20 protein-coding genes are annotated in these 20260 nt (G+C 34.1%); 18 read left to right on the forward strand and 2 right to left on the reverse strand.

All coding sequences use genetic code 11. The annotated features are described in order from the left end of the window. The first annotated feature begins 749 nt into the window (after positions 1–749). The 15 genes from A5889_RS15335 (at position 750) to A5889_RS15405 (ending at position 13603) form a co-directional block, all read left to right on the forward strand. Positions 750–2267, forward strand: coding sequence for a 2-isopropylmalate synthase (locus A5889_RS15335; protein WP_087639656.1), 1518 nt, complete (start codon positions 750–752; stop codon positions 2265–2267). After that, positions 2267–3313, forward strand: a complete 1047-nt coding sequence (gene leuB, locus A5889_RS15340) for a 3-isopropylmalate dehydrogenase (protein ID WP_087639657.1) — start codon at positions 2267–2269, stop codon at positions 3311–3313. The genes A5889_RS15335 and leuB overlap by 1 nt, the downstream gene beginning before the upstream one ends. 1 nt (position 3314) lies before the next feature. Further along, positions 3315–4691, forward strand: coding sequence for a 3-isopropylmalate dehydratase large subunit (leuC, locus tag A5889_RS15345; RefSeq protein ID WP_087639658.1), 1377 nt, complete (start codon positions 3315–3317; stop codon positions 4689–4691). After that, positions 4691–5278, forward strand: a complete 588-nt coding sequence (gene leuD, locus A5889_RS15350) for a 3-isopropylmalate dehydratase small subunit (RefSeq protein WP_087639659.1) — start codon at positions 4691–4693, stop codon at positions 5276–5278. Before leuC ends, leuD begins: the two co-directional genes overlap by 1 nt. 28 nt (positions 5279–5306) lie before the next feature. Further along, entirely contained in the window at positions 5307–6071 is a 765-nt protein-coding gene (locus A5889_RS15355) for a class I SAM-dependent methyltransferase (RefSeq protein WP_087639660.1), read from the forward strand. Positions 6072–6203: 132 nt separating this feature from the next. Next, positions 6204–7484, forward strand: coding sequence for a hypothetical protein (locus A5889_RS15360; RefSeq protein ID WP_087639661.1), 1281 nt, complete (start codon positions 6204–6206; stop codon positions 7482–7484). Positions 7485–7726: 242 nt separating this feature from the next. Next, a complete protein-coding gene (locus tag A5889_RS15365; protein WP_087639662.1) occupies positions 7727–8002 on the forward strand; it encodes a TIGR04197 family type VII secretion effector in 276 nt (91 codons plus the stop codon). Positions 8003–8005: 3 nt separating this feature from the next. Beyond that, entirely contained in the window at positions 8006–8374 is a 369-nt protein-coding gene (locus tag A5889_RS15370; RefSeq protein ID WP_087639663.1) for a DUF3958 family protein, read from the forward strand. Positions 8375–8389: 15 nt separating this feature from the next. Then, positions 8390–9880 carry a T7SS effector LXG polymorphic toxin gene (locus tag A5889_RS15375; RefSeq protein ID WP_087639664.1) on the forward strand — a complete coding sequence of 497 codons (1491 nt, stop codon included), beginning with the start codon at positions 8390–8392 and terminating at the stop codon, positions 9878–9880. Further along, positions 9877–10368 (forward strand): hypothetical protein, encoded by a 492-nt coding sequence (locus tag A5889_RS15380; RefSeq protein ID WP_207114584.1) that lies wholly within the window; start codon positions 9877–9879, stop codon positions 10366–10368. Before A5889_RS15375 ends, A5889_RS15380 begins: the two co-directional genes overlap by 4 nt. 68 nt (positions 10369–10436) lie before the next feature. Next, a complete protein-coding gene (locus A5889_RS15385) occupies positions 10437–10817 on the forward strand; it encodes a hypothetical protein (protein WP_207114583.1) in 381 nt (126 codons plus the stop codon). Positions 10818–10936: 119 nt separating this feature from the next. Then, positions 10937–11338, forward strand: coding sequence for a hypothetical protein (locus A5889_RS15390; protein WP_207114582.1), 402 nt, complete (start codon positions 10937–10939; stop codon positions 11336–11338). Between the two features lie 90 nt (positions 11339–11428). Further along, a complete protein-coding gene (locus A5889_RS15395) occupies positions 11429–11803 on the forward strand; it encodes a hypothetical protein (RefSeq protein WP_207114581.1) in 375 nt (124 codons plus the stop codon). Positions 11804–12348: 545 nt separating this feature from the next. Beyond that, entirely contained in the window at positions 12349–12978 is a 630-nt protein-coding gene (locus A5889_RS15400; RefSeq protein WP_087639669.1) for a DUF443 family protein, read from the forward strand. Between the two features lie 61 nt (positions 12979–13039). Beyond that, positions 13040–13603, forward strand: coding sequence for a DUF443 family protein (locus A5889_RS15405; RefSeq protein ID WP_207114580.1), 564 nt, complete (start codon positions 13040–13042; stop codon positions 13601–13603). A gap of 63 nt (positions 13604–13666) precedes the next feature. Here the strand turns inward: A5889_RS15405 and A5889_RS15410 are convergent, their stop codons facing one another. Continuing rightward, entirely contained in the window at positions 13667–14545 is an 879-nt protein-coding gene (locus A5889_RS15410) for a DNA adenine methylase (protein ID WP_207114579.1), read from the reverse strand. Next, on the reverse strand, positions 14542–16257 hold the full coding sequence (locus A5889_RS15415; RefSeq protein WP_207114578.1) for a DUF262 domain-containing protein: 1716 nt from the start codon (positions 16255–16257) through the stop codon (positions 14542–14544). The genes A5889_RS15410 and A5889_RS15415 overlap by 4 nt, the downstream gene beginning before the upstream one ends. 185 nt (positions 16258–16442) lie before the next feature. Here A5889_RS15415 and A5889_RS15420 point away from each other — a divergent pair, with 185 nt between their 5' ends. The 3 genes from A5889_RS15420 to A5889_RS15430 are packed head-to-tail and all read left to right on the forward strand — an operon-like array spanning position 16443 to position 20246. Continuing rightward, a complete protein-coding gene (locus tag A5889_RS15420) occupies positions 16443–16835 on the forward strand; it encodes a (deoxy)nucleoside triphosphate pyrophosphohydrolase (RefSeq protein WP_087640404.1) in 393 nt (130 codons plus the stop codon). Between the two features lie 2 nt (positions 16836–16837). Beyond that, complete coding sequence (locus tag A5889_RS15425; RefSeq protein WP_207114577.1) at positions 16838–19744, forward strand: DEAD/DEAH box helicase; 2907 nt, start codon at positions 16838–16840, stop codon at positions 19742–19744. A gap of 10 nt (positions 19745–19754) precedes the next feature. Next, the gene (locus A5889_RS15430; RefSeq protein WP_242585312.1) at positions 19755–20246 is read left to right on the forward strand and encodes a cupin domain-containing protein; all 492 of its coding nucleotides are present in this window, start codon (positions 19755–19757) and stop codon (positions 20244–20246) included. Positions 20247–20260 lie beyond the last annotated feature (14 nt).

A 20260-nucleotide genomic window follows, 5' to 3' on the forward strand; every position in this document is an offset into this window, starting at 1 on the left:
CTCCGAGAAATAAGAAGGAATCCACGAAAATTGCTTTTCAAATTTTTGTGAATTTCAGATTATTTCCGAAGGAGCTACTTTTTTCTCGCCGTTTATTCGTATTTAGAAAGTTGATAAGGTAGAATAATCGATTCTTAAAAAAATTCTCATAAAACTATTGACTTTGATAGAAAAGTTCTGTATCTTTATGACTATAGTTTGAATTATTCAAAAATTCTGACAATAAAGGATGTTGACGATCATGGACAAACAAATCACAACAATTACATTCTTATTATTAGTGAAGGACTCATCACACTGATCTTTAGAAGCGAGCAAATAAGCTGCTTTTTCAATCAGAAGTTGAGAGTCCTGTTTTCGCATTGCATGAACGGGATGACAAGCATCCCATATCGTGGGATGCTTTTTTATTGCAAATCACAGCGATTGCTTGCAGAGCTGATGTCGCGCAATACTTGGCGAACGAAGAGAGCGAAGTATCATTCGTAGAAAGACACAGCGACTGCTTGCAGAGCTGATGTCGCGCAATACTTGGCGAGCGGAGAGAGCGAAGTTTCATTCGTACAAAGATACAGCGATTGTTTGCAGAGCTGATGATGCGCAATACTTGGCGAATAGAATGAGCGAAGCTTCATACATGAGTAGCCCAAGGCAAAAAAGCAAAACAACCACATGATAAGAACGTATCAAACTAAAAAAATACCACTAAAAAAATGAAGAAGTAATTTACCAGAAAGGATGTATGCAAAATGAAACAGATTCAATTCTTCGACACAACACTACGGGATGGCGAACAAACGCCAGGTGTAAATTTCAACACAAAAGAAAAAGTCCAAATCGCTAAACAACTGGAAAAATGGGGGATCGATACGATCGAAGCCGGCTTTCCGATCGCTTCTGTGGGTGATTTTGAAGCCGTCAAAGCCATTGCAGAAAATGTAGAAAAAATGACGGTTGCTGGGTTAGCTCGTTGCCAAAAAGCGGATATCGACCGCGCTCATGAAGCCCTTCAACATGCTAAGCATCCGCAAATCCATGTATTCTTAGCGACAAGCCCTGTCCATATGGAATATAAGCTGAAAATGACACCTGATGAAGTGATTGCTTCAATCAAAGAACATGTCAGCTATGCTAAAACCAAGTTTGAAAAAGTTCAATTTTCTCCGGAGGATGCCACACGAACAGAAAAGGACTTCCTATTAAAAGCAGTTCAAACAGCGATCGATGCTGGTGCCACGATCATCAATGTTCCTGATACAGTTGGTTACTCTAATCCTTCCGAATACGGCGCGTTGTTCAAGTTTTTGATCGAGAATATCCAAAGTGATCAAGAAATCATTTTTTCTTCCCACTGTCATGATGACTTAGGAATGGCGACAGCCAATGCACTAGCTGCGATCGAAAACGGCGCACGTCGTGTAGAAGGAACAGTGAACGGCATTGGTGAGCGTGCAGGAAATACTGCGCTTGAAGAAGTAGCCTTGGCTTTGTACATCAGAAAAGACTTTTATCAAGCAGAAAGCAAGATCACATTAAATGAAACGAAACGGACCAGCGATTTGGTCAGCCGTTTATCTGGTGTAGCTGTACCCAGAAATAAAGCCATTATCGGAGCAAACGCCTATGCACACGAATCAGGGATTCATCAGGACGGCGTGCTAAAAAATCCTGATACGTATGAAATCATCACTCCATCATTGGTTGGCGTCAACGAAAACTCATTGCCGCTTGGTAAGTTATCCGGCCGTCATGCCTTTGCCGCTAAAATGGAGACATTGGGTTACCAGCTAACAGAGGATGAACTGAAAGATGCCTTCAAACGATTCAAGTCACTCGCTGATAAAAAGAAACAAGTAACAGAAGATGACCTCATTGCATTGATGGTCGGTCAAAGCCAAGAATCAAATGACGCTTATCGGCTGGAGCGAGTACAGTTGCAATATGTTTCTGATGGTAATCAAGGGGCAATTGTTTCCATCGATACAGGGGAAGAAGCAAAAACAGAATCGGCGATCGGCTCAGGAAGTATTCAAGCAATCTACAATTCGATCGATAAAATCTTTGGCCAAAAACCTAATTTAAAAGAATACTACATTAAATCAGTCACAGGCGGGGAAGATGCTCAAGCAGAAGTCCATGTGACCTTAGCGGATCAAGAGAATACGCATTATAACGGCATCGGTATCGATTTTGACGTACTACAAGCATCGGCAAAAGCGTATGTCAAAGCAAGTGAACAATTTCAAAAAGAAGTGGGGAAAGCATAATGAGTAAAAAAATCATTGCCTTGCCGGGAGACGGCATTGGCGCAGAAATCATGGATAGTGCTTTAACGATTTTAGAGGAGATCATGGTTCAAGATAACTTAGAATTTGATATCGAGCGTTTTGCTTTTGGCGGCGCTGGAATCGATCAAAAAGGGGATCCTCTGCCTGAAGAAACGCTGGAAGCCTGTAAAAAAGCAGATGCGATTTTACTTGGTGCGATCGGCGGACCGAAATGGGACAACGCTCCAAAACGTCCAGAACAAGGGTTACTGGCGTTAAGAAAAGCGTTAGGACTATTTGCCAATATTCGTCCAATTTCTGTGCCAGATGCAGTGGTTCATTTATCTCCATTAAAAGAAGAAAATGTTCGCGGCGTCGACTTTGTTGTCGTACGTGAGTTGACAGGCGGTATCTATTTTGGCGAAAAACAATTAGGTGACACAGAAGCATCAGATCTTTGTACTTACTCAAAGGCAGAGATCCAAAGAATCATCCGCAAAGCCTTTGAAATCGCTCGTACAAGAAACAAAAAAGTAACTTCTGTTGATAAAGCCAATGTACTATCTACGAGTAAATTGTGGCGTCACACAGCGGAAGAAGTAGCAGCAGAATTTCCGGATTGCACGTTGGAGCATCAGCTTGTCGACTCTGCGGCGATGGTCATGATCCAAAGACCAAAACAATTTGATGTGATCGTGACAGAGAATCTGTTTGGCGATATTTTAAGTGATGAAGCGTCAGTCATTCCTGGTTCACTAGGAATGATGCCAAGTGCTAGTCATAGTGAAACGGGTCCATCATTATATGAACCGATTCACGGATCAGCGCCAGATATTGCCAATCAAAATAAAGCCAATCCGATGTCGATGATTTTATCTGCGGCGATGATGCTTCGTCAGTCATTTGGGTTAGAACGATCAGCACAAAAAATCGAAGCTGCTTGTGACCGTGTCATGAATCAAGGGATTTTAACAACAGATCTTGGCGGTAAAGCGACTACGACTGAATTTACAGAAGCGGTATTAACAGAATTGAGAGGTGCTTAATATGGGAAAAACATTATTTGATAAGCTTTGGGAACAACATGTGGTCAGCGGGAAAGAAGGCGAACCGCAGCTGCTTTATATCAATCTTCATTTGATTCATGAAGTGACGTCGCCGCAAGCATTTGAAGGATTGAGAGAAGCGGGGCGGAAAGTCCGTCGACCAGATCGCACATTTGCTACGATGGATCATAATGTTCCAACAAAAGATATCTTCAATATCACAGACCTAGTAGCAAAAAAACAAATCGAAGCACTTCAAAAAAACTGTGACGAATTCGGCATCACGCTATGTGATAACGGCAGCGACCGTCAAGGGATCGTTCATATGGTCGGTCCGGAAACTGGCTTGACTCAGCCGGGAAAAACAATTGTTTGTGGTGATTCTCATACCGCAACACACGGTGCTTTTGGTGCATTAGCTTTTGGGATCGGGACAAGTGAAGTCGAACATGTTTTTGCCACACAATGTATTTGGCAAAACAAGCCCAAATCGATGGGCGTGAAAATCACAGGGAAATTAGCAAAAGGCGTGTATGCAAAAGATATCATCCTAGCGTTGATCGCAAAATACGGAGTTGATTTCGGTGTCGGCTATGCTGTTGAATTCTATGGTGAAACGATCGAAAGCCTGACAATGGAAGAACGAATGACGATTTGTAACATGGCGATCGAAGGTGGTGCGAAAATGGGGATGATGGCGCCGGATGAAAAAACCTTTGAGTACGTGCGCGGTAGAGAATATGCGCCGGAAGATATGGAAGCAGCGATCGCGGATTGGAAAAAACTACCAAGCGATCCTGATGCTGTATACGATGTGGATCTAGAATTGAATGCAGATGAGCTTGTGCCATATATTACTTGGGGCACAAACCCGGAAATGGGCATTCCAGTTACAGGAACTTTCCCAGAAATCAAAGATATGAATGATGAACGTGCTTATAATTATATGGATCTTAAACCGGGACAACGCCCATCTGATATTGAGATCGGCTATGTCTTTATCGGATCTTGTACGAATGGTCGACTATCTGATTTGGAAGAGGCTGCTCGAATCGTCAAAGGTAAAAAAGTCAAAGAGGGGATCACAGCAATCGTGGTACCAGGGTCCAGACCTGTTCGAAAAGCGGCAGAAAAAATCGGTTTGGATAAAATTTTCACAGAAGCCGGCTTTGAATGGCGTGAACCAGGCTGTTCAATGTGTTTGGGCATGAATCCTGATCAAGTACCAGCAGGTGTTCACTGTGCTTCCACTTCAAACCGAAACTTTGAAGGCCGTCAAGGAAAAGGGGCTAGAACGCATCTTTGCAGCCCCGCAATGGCCGCAACAGCTGCACTTGAAGGAACATTTGTCGATATTCGAAAGGAGCTTGGTGCATAATGGAGGCATTTACACAACATACAGGAACCACGGTTCCGCTGATGAATGATAATATCGATACGGATCAGATCATTCCAAAATCATTTCTGAAACGCATCGAAAAAACAGGATTTGGGGAATTTTTATTTGATGAATGGCGTTATTTGCCAGATCGTACACCAAATCCTGACTTTACCTTAAACGAACCGCAATATAAAGAAGCAACGATTCTGATCTCCGGCGATAACTTTGGTTCAGGATCATCTCGAGAACACGCGGCTTGGGCATTAGCAGATTATGGTTTTAGAGCGATCATCGCCGGAAGCTTTAGCGATATCTTTTATATGAATGCGACTAAAAACGGCTTACTGCCGATCGTTTTAAAGCGGGAAGAATTAACAGCTTTGGCACAGCTCAAAGCAGATGAAACGATCACGATCGATCTGCCGAACCAGCAACTCATAGCACCTAATGCGACGTATACATTTGAGATCGATGGCACATGGAAGCACAAGCTGGTGAATGGCTTGGATGATATTGCCATTAGCTTGGGCCATGCTGACGAAATCACTGCTTATGAAGCGAAAATTCCTGCTTATTGGCAGTAAGTACATCGGTAGAGAAAAGAGGGGACAGATGGACTGGGATGCAAAAAAATACAATACCACGCATGATTTTATCTTTAAATACGGTGCTGGTTTATTAGAATTATTACCTAAGGAGCCAAAACGAGTGATCGATATTGGCAGCGGTACAGGAGAATTGACTAAGCAAATTGCTGCATTAGGTCACAGCGTAACAGGCATTGAACGATCCGAAGCAATGATCACGCAAGCGACGAATAAATTTCCAGAGTTGTCATTTATAAAGGGAGATATTTTAGATCCTGTGACAGGATTTGACTCTTATGACATTGCTTTTTCAAACGCTGTTTTTCATTGGATTCCAGATCAAGATCGTTTGCTTCAAAATATTCATCAGCTATTGGTTGATGGTGGTGAGTTGATTTGTGAATTTGGTGCGGTTGGCAATGTTCAAGCCATTCGAGATGCTTTTCGTGAAGAGTTAGCTGCGTATGAGATTTCTTTAGAGGAACCGTTTTGCTTTACTTCATCCGAAGACTATCAAAAATTACTTGAAAAAAACCATTTTGATCGCATCGAAATTTTAGAATATGAGCGACCTACACCATTAAAAGAAGGTGCTTTTGGGTTACGTCAATGGATGGAACAATTTTATCCGAACGAGTTAGCAGAACTGACCCTAGAACAAAAAGAAATAGTTCTCGAAAACATGGATCAGAAGTTAAAACCTGTTTTATGGAAAGAAGATCATTGGGAAGCCGATTACCGCAGATTGAGAATCCACGCAGTTAAACGAGCAGAAAAAAGAAGCAAATAAGTAAAAGAAGGACTATTGATTTTCAGTAGTTCTTTTTTTGTCTCATCTTTTAAATGACAGATTGAATAAATGTGCTAAACTAGCAATAGAAACAAAAAAAGAAAAGTTGGAAAGACAGGAGTGTTTTGGGGAATGAAGAAGAAAGTTTTGGGGATCTCGATCGGTGTAGTCGTGGTGATTCTTGCGATCATCGGTGCAGTTTTACTTCAAAAGCAAGCAAGTGAAAAGAAAAAAATCACCGCCGCGCAAAATGAAATCGCAGCCATCGAAAAAACAACAGCAAAAGATGGTGAGTTATCGAAAGATGTTGCAGCACTTTACGAGGACAAACAAGAATTTCTAAACAAAGAAATCAAACCTGCAACGATCAAAGAAACGAAAGAAAAGTTGTTAAAGAAACAAACAGAAATTGAAAAAATCAAACGTGAATACGGCAAGAAAGTCACAGCCGACAAAGCTGAAACAAATATTCAAGTGCTACAGAAAAAAACAGCTTTAGCCAATGATAAATTAGAGATACAAACAAAGACAAATGAACTATTCAGCTCAAAAGAACCAGCGCTGAAAGGCGATAACGTCAAAGATCAATTACCGATCACAGTCGATTTGAAGAAAGAAAAAATCACCACAGTCACAGATGAGCTCAAAGACAACAAGGAGCTAAAAGGAAAATGGCAAGAAGCAATTGAATCGATTCTAAAAAATGCGACGGAACAAGTCGATCAAGTTGAAAAAATCAAAAAATTACTCAACGAGTCATTTGATGGAAATGTGCCTAAAGAAACCGTTCAGAAAAGCAACTATGATACTTTAAACAAAGAAATCGAAAAGGTTAAAAACGAAGAGCTGAAAACGACCTTTACAGCCAAATTGATTTTAATGAAAGCGATGATCGACACGCAAGGACAAATCAATGCATTGACGCAGCAGCAAAAAGCGGCAGAGCAAGAAGTCAATAACGCACTAGAAAAAGCCAAAGCAGATGCCAATAAAGCGGTAGAACAAGCAACAGGTGATGATAAAATGCTTCTGGGTTATTCAGATGACCAGATCGAATATGCTCGTGTGTGGTTGACATTGATCGGCGTGAAACCATCGGAGCTGCATGCAAAGGTGATTCCTGCGGGAACACCACTCAATCCATACGATGCAGGTAGTGTGACATATCCAACGGATGCTATTATGCTTTATGGTGGTTATAGTGCTGAAGGACAGATCGTTTATACAAGTAACCGAAATGGGACGATCAATGTATATCCAGTACCAAGCCATTGGCAAATTGGTGCAGAGGTTGCGAATGATCCGGAAAAAGTGAGAGCATTGACACAAGGAATTTTAGATCAAGCGAGAGTCGTTAGTGTAGATGTAGGAAATCCGCGGGATGTAGTGGATTTGATTAGGGTTCAAAAATAAAATAGTTATGGAAACAGGTGATTTGGAAAATGGTTATTTTCTGGATTGCCTGTTTTTGTATGAAACGATAAAGTGAAATTAGTAAGAAATAAAAGTTTTTTATAAACATCATTTGATCAATTAGACAGAACATTTGAAAAATATATATTTACACAGAGTTAGTTTCGAATTACAATTAGGGAGATAAGTAATTATTGAGATTTCTAATACTATTTTATAAATAATTAAAAGAGGTGGCCAAAATGACGATTGAAGCAATTAGCTCAGATGTAGGTGTGGCATCAAATTACATAGATCCAATTTCAAGTGCCAAAGACTCCTCATTGCAAACAACTGTCCATTCATCTACGATTAGCTTTTCTAATCTTTCTGTTTGCGAGAAAGTAAAAAGTACTAATGGCAAATCAATAACAAGTACTAGTCAATATGGCAGTGCATTGGCTAAAGACTTAGCTAATTTTACGATGATTGCTACTACTTTTGCTGAAAAAGATGCACAAATTGCAAATGGAGGGTAGAAAATGTCAGAAGAGAAAAAGAAAGATTCTTTGGATGAAATGATTATGCTTAATCGAGAATTACAAACTGTCACAGATGAGTTAGATAAAAATAAAAAGCAAATTGAAAAACTTGAAGAAGCGGACGATATCACCCAACAAATTTATAAAGAAAACACAGATATTTTAGATGAGTTGGCTTACTACTGGAAAGGTGACAAAGCAAATCGTTTTCTTTATACGGCTTATGAAGAAAATGAGTATGATCATAAACGAGCGATGAACGCATTGGATAAAGCTCAATATGAATTAGAGCAAGAACAAAAATCATTAGTCAAAAAAGAGGAGAATCTGGTAGATAAACAAATAAAGCTACGACAAGAGAGCAGTTAAAAGGAGGTTATATTAATGGGGTTGAAGATAAGGGTAAGCGAGATAACAAGTTATTTAGATCAGATAAATTCTTCATTAAACAGCAAAAACGAAGGACTAAACCAAATCATGCAAGGTATGCAAAACTTTATTAGTGCGCCAGAATTAACCGGTGATGCATGGTCAGCAGCTAAAAGCTATGCTGAAACCGCTCATATTCCACTTTTGCGTGGTCAAGTCCGAGCAAATGATGAAATCATGAATGACAATCTAACTTTTGCAAGTCGCATAGCTGAAAAAATCGAAAATGAAGAGATTGATGAGGATGCCTTGAATAGGATTATTGAACGTCTAGAAAGTCAACGACAAGCCATTTTTAATCGAAATATGTTGCTTGAAAATAGTCCATCATTTGGGACTAGAAATACAAGCTCGAGTTCCGATATAGGCTCTATTAATAGCCAAATAAGGACACTTAGAGATGAAATACAATCTTTGTATGATCTAGAAGGCTCTTGTGGGGACTTGTATGCAACTGCCGATCTTTTATTAGAAAATGTTAGTCAAGGTCTTTCTGCGCTTACTAGCGCTAATTGTTTCAATAGTTCAACTGGCTTGTATAGCACAACTAAACTTAAACTAGATTGGGCAAAAACGATCAATAAAGATTGGGAAATAGCAAAGGAAAAAACGGCAATTCAAAAATTAGTTGATGAATTTGGAATGACACCAGAGCAAGCAAAATTAATAGTAGCATTTGAAAGTAAATTTAAAAAGTATGCAAAAAAGATGGGATGGACAACGGAACAGGCAAATTTTGAATTTATTAGAATAATGGCTTCCATGCAGTATGGGCGATCGGATACGGGAGTAATAAATACAACTATTTGGGGAATATCAGCCGATGTCTTAAATGAAAAAGACTTAAAAGAAATACTGAAAAATATGGGATACTCCAACTCACAAATTGATACACTAGTCTCTGAAATGAATGAGTTGTATAAAAGCAGTACACTACAAAATGATTACATTCATATTATGGGGAGCCTAGCAGCTATCATGAATGATTCGACATTATCAAATATTTATCATATGGGTACAACTGGTTTTGATTTTAGAAGTTATTTTAAAGAAGCAGCAACTTGGAGTGCAGATATAGCTTCAGGTGGGGTATCTAAAGAAGATGTACGAGCTGATTTAGATGCGATAGCTATAGCAGACCGTTTAGCAAAAAATCCTAGCGATAATATTGATCAGATAATGAGGAAGTATTATGATGATATAGCTACAGGTAGGATCAACCGTGCAGAAGAATTTTTAAAATATTACGGCAATGGAGACGTTCAAGTGGGATATAATAATTTTATGGAAGATCTACCAAAGATGTTGGTTAATCCAGCAAATATGCTATTCATTTTCAAAAGTAACGGTTGGAATGCATTTAAAGGGGACTTTACAAATACGGAAGAAGCTTTAAAAGAGTTTATCGAATTATTCAATAATGAATTAGAGGGGACTGGTAAATGAAGACCAACAAACGATTTTTAATTATTATTCCAATCTGTATACTATTAGGAGGTTTTCTCTTGTTTAATTTTTTTATGCCGAAAGATTTCAAGAAAGTATATAACGAAGAAAATGATTTAGTTACTACATTTTTTCAGCTATATAAAACAGATTTTCTTAAAGATGAAAAGACAGTGAATAAGAGTCAAAATAATATAAATTATAAAAGAGATTTAATTGCTGGAGATTTAAGACAGTTAACAATGAAGGATGGAGCAATATCTTATTCATATGATATTGCTCCTAAAGGAAAAACGATTCATTTTGTAGTTCGTATAGATAAGCCTGGTATAGATGATATTCTTTCAGGAGAGATTTTAAATGACAATAAGCTAAATATTAGAAAATTTAATTCAGAAGTAGCGAGTGATAAAACGCAAAGTTATTATGAAAAAGAAGTAATAAAGAATTTGAGATTGATATTTAATGAAATGTATGATAATTCGTAATAAAGTATAAAATTTAGAATGAGTCTGAAAGAGCGATGTTTAACTAACTTAGAAAGGAATCGCTGATTATGAAATGTATAATAAAAAGACTCAATATCATTATTGCAGCTATCGTATTTGTAATTCTAGTTATTTATCTTATTTCAAATGCTGTATTAGTATATAGATCCTTATACTTTCCAAATCAAGAGAAGAAATTTAAAGTTGAAATTCAAGAGAGCAATATGGAAGCTGAAATTCGTGTTTATGTTGATAATAAGGCTGGAAATGATTTAAACGTAACCTTAAGTGAGGAAAACGGTGAAATACAGGAGTTGGAAAAGCAAAATGGGACAAAAGAAATCATGTATTTTAAAAAGGCAGAAGCTGGAAAAGAATATATAGTAAAAGTAAAAAATAGGACAGATTCATTTGTTTATAGTTATGTTATTGTAGAAAATAACAATTAGATTGAAATTCATGGTGAAGTCTTGATTATTTAAACTAGTTAAAGTTTGTAATGATAAGAAAATTGGTTCTTTTGAAAACTATGGTGATGCTAGAATTATAGAGGAAGGAATAACGGATTTTGAAAAATACTATAAACAGAATTAGTATCATTATAGTATCTATTTTAACTATAATGGTAGTCGTCTATCTTATTTCAAATATCAATTCAGTTTATCATTCCCTATATTTTCCAAATCAAGAGAAAGAGTTTCAAGTAAAAATTGATAAGAAAAATATTGAACCACAAATTTCAGTATATCTAACAAAAGATAAAAAAGAAACGTTTGAAATTAGAGTAAATGACTCGGAAGGAAAGTCAGTTGAACCAGACTTTGTTGGTGAAGATCGTTTTACACCGAAAAATAAATTTTTTTACAGCTATCGTATCTATACAGGGAAAGGTAAGCAGTATACTGTAAAGATAAAAAATAGAACAGACTCATTTGTTTATAGTTATGTCAGTGTAAACGACAATAACTAAAAATCCTTATTTTCTGAGATGCAAATTCGTTAAGAATAGCATATTCAATTTTACTTCAATGGGGACATTTTGCTGAAAAGGAGAGGATAAATGATTTCAAGAAATTTAACAAAAGAGAGTAGTGTTATCATTATCATTTTATTTTTCGCCCTCGTGTTCTTCTTAATTCCAAAATACGAAGGAACTAAATATCTACCTCATGAAGAAAAAGAGATTCGAGGAGTAATTCATGAGGCAAATATTGAAGCTTGGGTTCGTGTTTATGTGGATAAAAAGACAGGTAAAAATCTGGACATAGAATTAGTTAGAGAGAATGGCGATATCAACCAGTTAAAGAAACAGGTTGGGACAAAACAAATTTTATATTCACACAGAGTTGAAGCTGGAGAAAAGTATATTGTTAAAATAATAAATAATACTGATTCTATCATTAAGTCTAATGTCGTCGTTGAAGATAATGACTAAAATAAGTGATATTAGTTAGTTTAGAGTGATGTTATAAAAAAAAGTAGCAACAAGTTTCAGTAGAACATCAATGAACGTAAAAAATACAATAAAGTCAAGTAGTGTAATTATTATTATTTCACTTTTTTCAATTATTTTCTTCTTAGTACCCAAAAATTATGGACAAAAGTATCTTCCTAATCAAGAAAGATACTTTAATATAAAAATAGCTAAAAACAATAACGAAGCTCGTGTGCATATATACATTGATAAGAAGTACAAGAACGATTTTTCCGTAAATTTTATGATGATCAAACTCAAAAAATGATAAAACCATATAATATTGGCGAAGATAGGTTCACTCCAAAAGATAGGTTTTACTATGTCTATATTGTAGAAAAAGGCAGGATATATACTGCAAAAATTAAAAATGAAACGAATAAAACAATAACGTCTAGTGTTTTAATTGAAGATAACAATTAAGACTGATGCAATAGAGTAGAAGAAAATGTGTTTCATTATTTCTCAGAAACTACGATAAGTAAAGGTATTTTTGGTGATAAAATATGAAAGTTTATGAATCAACGAATAAGAGATATAAACTAGTAGAAATGAACGCCAAATATTATTTGTTAGATTTGGATAGTAATAAATTCTGTTGGTTCTTGCCAATGCTTGTGTGGCTATTCCCTTTTAAAGCAATAGAAATCGATAAAGTAAGGTTTAACGAGTTAATAACAAATAAAAAAGCAGGCTATGGTGTTGGTCAGATTGTAATACTTTCTATAGTTATTGGAAGACCATCCACATGGTTAATAAACACGTTTTTTCAAAACTATGTAACAATTTCAGGAGTTAGATTAGGAACTTTTTATTTGTTTGTAGTTTTAGCACTTCTAATAAGTTATCGTGCAATTAATGCCATTTTTAACAAACATAGAATGTATAAAAATATTGGAAATTCGAGGGAAGGAATACTTATCCGTATAAAGAAGGAAAGTATAACGAGTTATTACAAGAGAAATAGCGCAATTGCATTTTTAATAATCTATTTAGCTATTTTTTCTTCTGGATATTTTAGTGTATTCTATTCATTTGATATGATTGTAATTTTCATTATTTGTGTGTTGTTTTCTCTATTTCTTAATCGAGGATATATTTATCCTTATGGAAGTAATTTTTCTGTACAAGAGTGAAAATGAACAAAATCCTATTTAGTCAATTTTTATAGAAACATACGAATTATGAGGAATGTTTATGAAATTTGAAGATACATCTATCTCTCGTTTTAAATTAGTAACAATCAATAAAAAAGACAACTACTTAGTAGACTTAGATTCTCATAAGTTAACATGGTTATTTCCAATGGCAACTTGGTATTTAGAAAATAAAGCGGCCAAAATTGACAAAAAGCAGTATGAGAAACTAAAAAAAGTACCTAAGAATAAAATGGGAGCTTCCGTATGGTCTTTTTCTGGATTTATGTTGGGCGGAGTGATATATGCTTTGATGAAAGGTATAGAGAGTATCTTTTTTGAAGAGGTGACCATTAACCTTATATTACTGTCCTTCTTAGTTGCTATTTTAATTAGCTTTATTTTCAGATATATACGTTCCATATCGAATGATAATAAATTGAATAAAATTTTTAGTAAGGAAGAAATGAGTACATTTGATCATTTAATTGTTTTGAAAAAAGATAATCAATTCTATAAAAAGCGTTGCATAACTGGAACAATCATTTTGCTGGCAATACTTGTTTTCTTATTGTCTTTATTCATTCATGCAAAATCTTTACTGTTTGTTGATGACTTGAGATAAATAAACTAAGATTAGTAGATAATACGACGTAATAAACTTTTCCACTAATCTTAGTTTGTTATTTTAATGAATATTTTCAATATTGAAATTTAAAAATGCTATTTCTCTTGATTTTAATCTTTTTTTCGGATTAACTATTCGAATAATATCCACTACATTAACTTTGTCATAGTTTTTTTGATAAAGTTTAATAGCTTCTTTTGTTTCTGACATTGAAACCATAATGGAGGCCCCTGTGTCTCCATAGTAATCAAGCTCATTTTTGAAATCAACTTGATTAAAGACTGATTTTGTATATAGGGTTTGATTCTTCATAGACTTTGTTTGTGGAATATAAGGTGGATCACAATATATAAAAGAGTTAGTAAAATCCACTTCTTTATCTTTTTTTAAAAAGTCTAAAAAATCGGAACTATCTTTAGAAAAAAAATTGACCTTGTTTACTAATTTTGATATAACCATTAACTCATCTTTATTCAAAATAACTTTTTCAGTTTTTCCAAACGGTACATTATATTTATTACTTGAATTCTTTCTATAAACTCCGTTATAGCATGTTTTCATCAAAAACCAAAACAATGTTGCTCTTTCAAAATTATTCTCTTCTAAATTATAGTTTTCACGTGTCTGATAATAAAACTCTGACTTTAGTTCTAATGAAGATAAGGAATTATATAAATTAACAAGATTCTCTATAGAAGAAGAAAAATTGTTGAAATCTTCTGAAATATAAATGAAAAAATTAATAATATCAGGATTTATATCATTTACATAGTATTCGTCAAATAATCCATTCTTTAAAGTGTTCAACAAAACTACACCTGAACCTAAAAAAGGTTCAACATAAATTTTTTTATTTGTATCAAACATAACAATCATTTCGTTTAATAGTTTCTTTTTTGAACCAGTCCATCTGATTGGAGAACTTATAACTTTATTCATCTATTTGTCTCCTTTAGTATTTCTTCTTTAAGTTTATCAAATAAATTTATTATTTGAGTTATAAAGTTGTCTCTCCTTAATTCTATTCTTTGGAATAAACAATCATGCACTTCCTTCTCACTAACATCGTTTAAAAAATTGTTAATAAATAATTCATTACTTCTGTTTTTTTTGTATTCATGATATTTAAGCAAAGGTGACATGTCACGGTAACAATCATTACTAACAGGAACTATATTCCCAAGTGATTTAATTAATTCTTTGTTTTCGATATCATGATTATTTTTTATATTTGCTTGTGATACAAAGTGATCAGCTGTTAAATCAGTCCTATAGTCCTGGGATAGTAGCTGAATTAAAAGTTTTGCAAATTTTGTATGTTGTTTTTTTTCAAAGCATTCCATTGATTCAAGCGTTGTTCTAATATAGTTGTCATCTATTGCAGATATCTGCATTCTTTCGTTTATAAAAAATCGTATACCATCTCTAATAGAAGTTTGTTTTGAATATATCGAAAATCCAACCTCATCAAAACTATTTGCATAAGTTGAGGGGCTAACTTTATTTATTGCATAAAGGATTTGAACAATAAAGATTAGTTTAAGAAAACTCTTAATTAAGGTTACATTTTTTTTTAAATGAACTTTTTTTTGTTTATTATCAATAAATAGTATTGACATCATTATTATATCGAATTGCTCAAAGTTTATTTCTCCGAAAAAAGTCCATATTTCATTTAAGGATTGCAGTGAAACATTTGGCGGAAGATTCAAAATTGAAGAAATTAGTGAAAGATCGTGTTTTTTTACTGCATTAAAAAAACCTAGCAAACAACCTTCATTTATTTCAGTCATATAAGAAAATAAGTTATTTGCGCTTTGTCGATCAGTAATATGGTTCATCACAATTGATAAATTACCTCTATTTTTTGATTTTCTCAGTTTATTAGAATTATACAAGATAGCTATATCTCTAATATATCTTTTTTGGAGACGATCGGTACTTAATAACTGTAACATAGTTTGCCAATTTTCTTTATATTTGTCATTGCCATCATCGGAAAGATATCTGAATAATTGACTTTTTATAATATCTAACTCATTCAATGGTTTTCCTTTTGTATTCAAATTTACAAACATATCATGGGCTTTTGATTCATTTTTGTAGAATTTAATTTCAACAATTTTAGCAGATAGTATTTTATTAACCAGCGATTTTTTTTCTGTAATGTCTAATAAATCTATTTTTTTATTTATTTCTTTAAACATTTTAAACTCATTTGCATTTTTCTCATCTACTGATGGATGTTCATTTTCTAAAGCTTTTAAAATATCTCTTTTGGAATTAGAAATTCTTTGCTCGATATTCAATTTTAAATTATTTTTTGTGAAAATTACTTCTTTTATTTTTTGATGTTCTGAATCATTAGATTTGAACTTTTTATACAGGCTTAAAAGACATAAAAAGGTTGTTATTAATCTTTGTTGCCCATCAATGACTTCGTATTCTTTATCAGACTGTACAATTATAATATTTCCAAGATAATATTTTTCATTATTCGAAATAATGTCGTTAATAAATTGACTAACATTGTTTTTATCCCAAGAGTAATCTCTCTGATATCTGGGAATAATCCATTTACCCTCTTGTTCTAGATATTCTTTTATTGTGAAGTCATGTGCTTGTAAAGAATCATCATTTGCATATTTCATAGTCTGCCCCCAAGAAATTTATACTTTTATATAACTAACTATTTGACATCTAATTATACCAATAAAAAATGAGAATTCCACTTAAAAGTTAAAAATAATTAAAAATCACTGGAATTTAAAGTATTTCTCTTTATTTAATAATCAGGTATAATATTTATAAATCAATTAAAGTAAGGGTAAATAGAATGAAAAAACAAATCAAAGTCGTCGGAGCCGTCATAGAAAAAGATGGAAAAATCCTCTGCGCTCAAAGAGGTCAAGGTAAATCTTTAGGTGGTTTCTGGGAATTTCCTGGTGGAAAAATTGAGGAAAGTGAAACGCCTCAGCAAGCACTTGAACGCGAGATAAAAGAAGAGCTTCTTTGCGAAGTAGCAATAAAAAATAAGATCATTACAGCTAGTTATGAATATGATTTTGGTATCGTAGAGTTAACTACATTTTTCTGTGAACTAATTTCTGGGGAGCCTAAACTTACAGAGCATGAAAGTATCAAATGGCTACCTATTTCTGAATTATCTTCTTTAGAATGGGCACCCGCTGATATTCCAACAATTGATTGTTTAGTTAAAGGAGTATAAAAATGAATCCTCTTATTGAGAATTTCCAGTCAGCTCTGGAGCATAGTTTTATTGATCAGACAACGGAGTCACATGATTTATATAAAGCAAAACTTCTAGTAAATCAAGATCAATCAGGAAGAATGGTATTAAACGATCTTTTGGATGAATTAGCGACGTGCAACGAATTTTTCTTTGCGGTCGCTTTTATAACAGAGAGTGGATTGTTGGCACTTAAAACTGTGTTGGCTGATTTAGCTAAGCAAAATATTCACGGACGAATTGTAACCTCAAATTATCTCTATTTTAATTCGCCTAAAATGTTTAAAGAGCTTTTAAAATTAAAAAATGTAGATGTTCGAATTACAGCAATGGATGGATTTCATGCAAAAGGCTATTCTTTTGTTCATGATGAATATGAAACAATGATTTTAGGGAGTTCTAATTTAACGATTAAAGCGTTGAAGGTAAATTGTGAATGGAATTTAAAATTGAATTCACTGGCAAATGGTGAGCTCATTCAATCTATGAAGCAAAATTTTGAACAGATGTGGTCTTTAGCTGAACAACTAACCACTTCATGGATTACAAAGTATCAGATGGGTTACAAACCTATTTTAAATGTTCAAAAAGTTGACACAATGGAAGAACCGTCAAGTCAAATTGAAGTTGGGACAATACTTGAAGAAGTTGAATTTGCCACAAAGCCAATTTTACCTAATGAGATGCAGAAAAATGCGTTGGCTGAAATTCAAAAAATGCGGGATTTAGAAAAATCGAAAGCTATGGTTATTTCGGCAACTGGTACAGGAAAGACTTATCTTTCAGCGTTCGATGTGAAAGCCTATCAGCCAAAAAGATTTCTTTTCATTGTACATCAAGAACAGATTTTAAAAAAAGCCAAGGAGCAGTTCATCAAGATATTAGATGATGACGAGAACAAGTTTGGTATTCTATCAGGAAATAGTACAATAACAACTGAAAAATATGTGTTTGCAACAATTCAAACACTATCAAAAGATAGCACATTACAAACATTTGCGAAGAATACTTTCGATTATATTTTAATTGATGAGGTCCATCATGCTGGAGCGAAAACTTATCAAAAGGTAATCGACTATTTTGAGCCTGATTTTTTATTAGGAATGACAGCAACACCTGAAAGAACAGATGGGTACAATATTTATGAAATGTTTGATTATAATGTAGCATACGAAATTAGATTACAAGAAGCACTAAAAGAAAATATGCTTTGTCCATTTCATTATTTTGGTATTACAGATATTCAAATTGATGGACAAACAATCAATGATAAATCTTCTTTCAATCAATTAATTAGCAGTCAGCGGATTGATTATATTTTAGAAAAAATTGATTATTATGGTCATTGTGGAGAGAAAGTTCGCGGACTTATTTTTTGTGGAACGAAAAAAGAAGCACATGAGCTTGAACAGCTATTTAATCAACGTGGATTCAAAACCAAAGCTTTAACTGGTGATCATAAAATTACTGAACGTGATGAAGTAATTACGCAATTGGAAGCTGGGCAACTGGATTATATAATTACAGTAGATATTTTTAATGAGGGAATCGATATCCCCTCAGTGAATCAAGTGGTTATGTTACGTAAAACAGAATCAAGTATCATCTTTACGCAGCAGTTAGGACGCGGATTAAGGAAAGCAAAAAATAAAGACTTTGTAACAATTATTGATTTTATTGGGAATTATGATAATAATTATTTGATTCCTATTGCTTTAACAGAGGATAGTTCTCTAAGCAAGAATAGTTTGCGAAAGAAGACCATGGCGACGAAATATTTACAGGGAATGTCGACGATCATATTTGACGAAATTACGAAAAATCGGATTTTTCAATCTATTGAATCTTCTCAGCTAAATAATGCTAAAAATTACAAAGAGGCCTATCAGAACTTAAAAAATAGATTAGGAAGAATTCCATCTTTAGTTGATTTTATAGATCAACATTCGGTTGATCCGGTGATTATTGCTAGGTACAAAGGAAATTACCCAGCATTTTTGAATTGGATGAAAGAAGATACACCGATTTTAAATAGACATGAAAATGAACTACTAACGTTTTTATCTAATGAGTTATTGAACGGGAAAAGAAATCATGAATTACTACTAATTGAACGTTTAATGGTAAATGGAACATTAGAACGACAAGAGTATCAGCGTGAATTAGAAAGACTTCATTATTCTTTTGATGAACAGACATTAAAATCAGTAGAACGGATTCTCTCTTTAAAATTCTTTACACAGAAAGAAAGAGAAAAATATGGTGAACTCCCAGTTGTTATCTTGTCAGATGACATCTATTCGCTAGAAACATCTATGAAAGAAAGTATTCAGAACAATCAGTGGTTTAAACAATGTGTTTTGGATATCATTCGTACATCATTTAAGCGAAGTGAAAGCTATCAGTTAAATGAGCCTTTAACCTATAATGAAGTATACGGGAGAAAAGATGTCTGTCGTCTACTAAATTGGGAAAACAATGAAACTGGTACAATGTACGGTTATAGAATTAAGTACAACACTTGTCCAATTTTTGTAAATTATCATAAAGATGATGCCATCTCAAATGATGTAAAATATGAAGATGAACTAATTGATCAACACACATTGTTATGGTATACACGACCTAAATTGAATTTTTCTAGTAAAGAAGTAAAAGAAATTATGAATTATGAGGAATCCGGCTTAGCGATTCATGTATTCGTGCAAAAAGAAGTTGGCGGCGATCCTGAATTCATTTATTTAGGAAGAGCTTATCCTAAAATAGAAACAGCAAAAGAATTGATTAAAAAAGATAAAAATGGCAAAGATCAAAATATTGTCAGTATGGAAATGACATTAGAAAAAGCTGTTCCATTAGAAACTTACGACTTCATAAAACAAAAATAATTTCAAGAGGATGGATCATTTCCATCCTCTTTATAATATAGAAAATAGAACTTATTTAAACGAAGGGAATGAATCAAACATGCTAAACAATCTCATAGAAACAATGAGCAAGTCAGAATCAATTTTTGCTGAAAAAGAAGATGGCACAAAGGTAAACTACTATATTTTCCCTGAATTCGAAGTCCATTTAAACACGATTCCAGCCGGTACAATTCAAGGTTGGCATACGCATAGTGACATTGAAGAAATATTGCTTGTTAATGACGGAGAAATTAGAGTTGAAACAATTGTTGATAACAAAAAAACATATAAGGATTGTCAAAAAGGGGAATTAATCCGTATGAATCAGAGTTTACATCGGATCTTAAATCTCCATAATCATGAAGCAGCTTTCTCTGTATTCAGATTCGTACCTCAAGGGATTGATCACAGAGAAAAAATAAAGAACGATAAAAAATCATATACCGATGACGAAGTAGAAGCTATGCTAAAAAGAATGTAGTCTAGCAAAAATAA

It is taken from the genome of Enterococcus sp. 9D6_DIV0238 (assembly GCF_002174455.2).
In the GTDB taxonomy this organism is placed as follows: domain Bacteria; phylum Bacillota; class Bacilli; order Lactobacillales; family Enterococcaceae; genus Enterococcus_L; species Enterococcus_L dunnyi.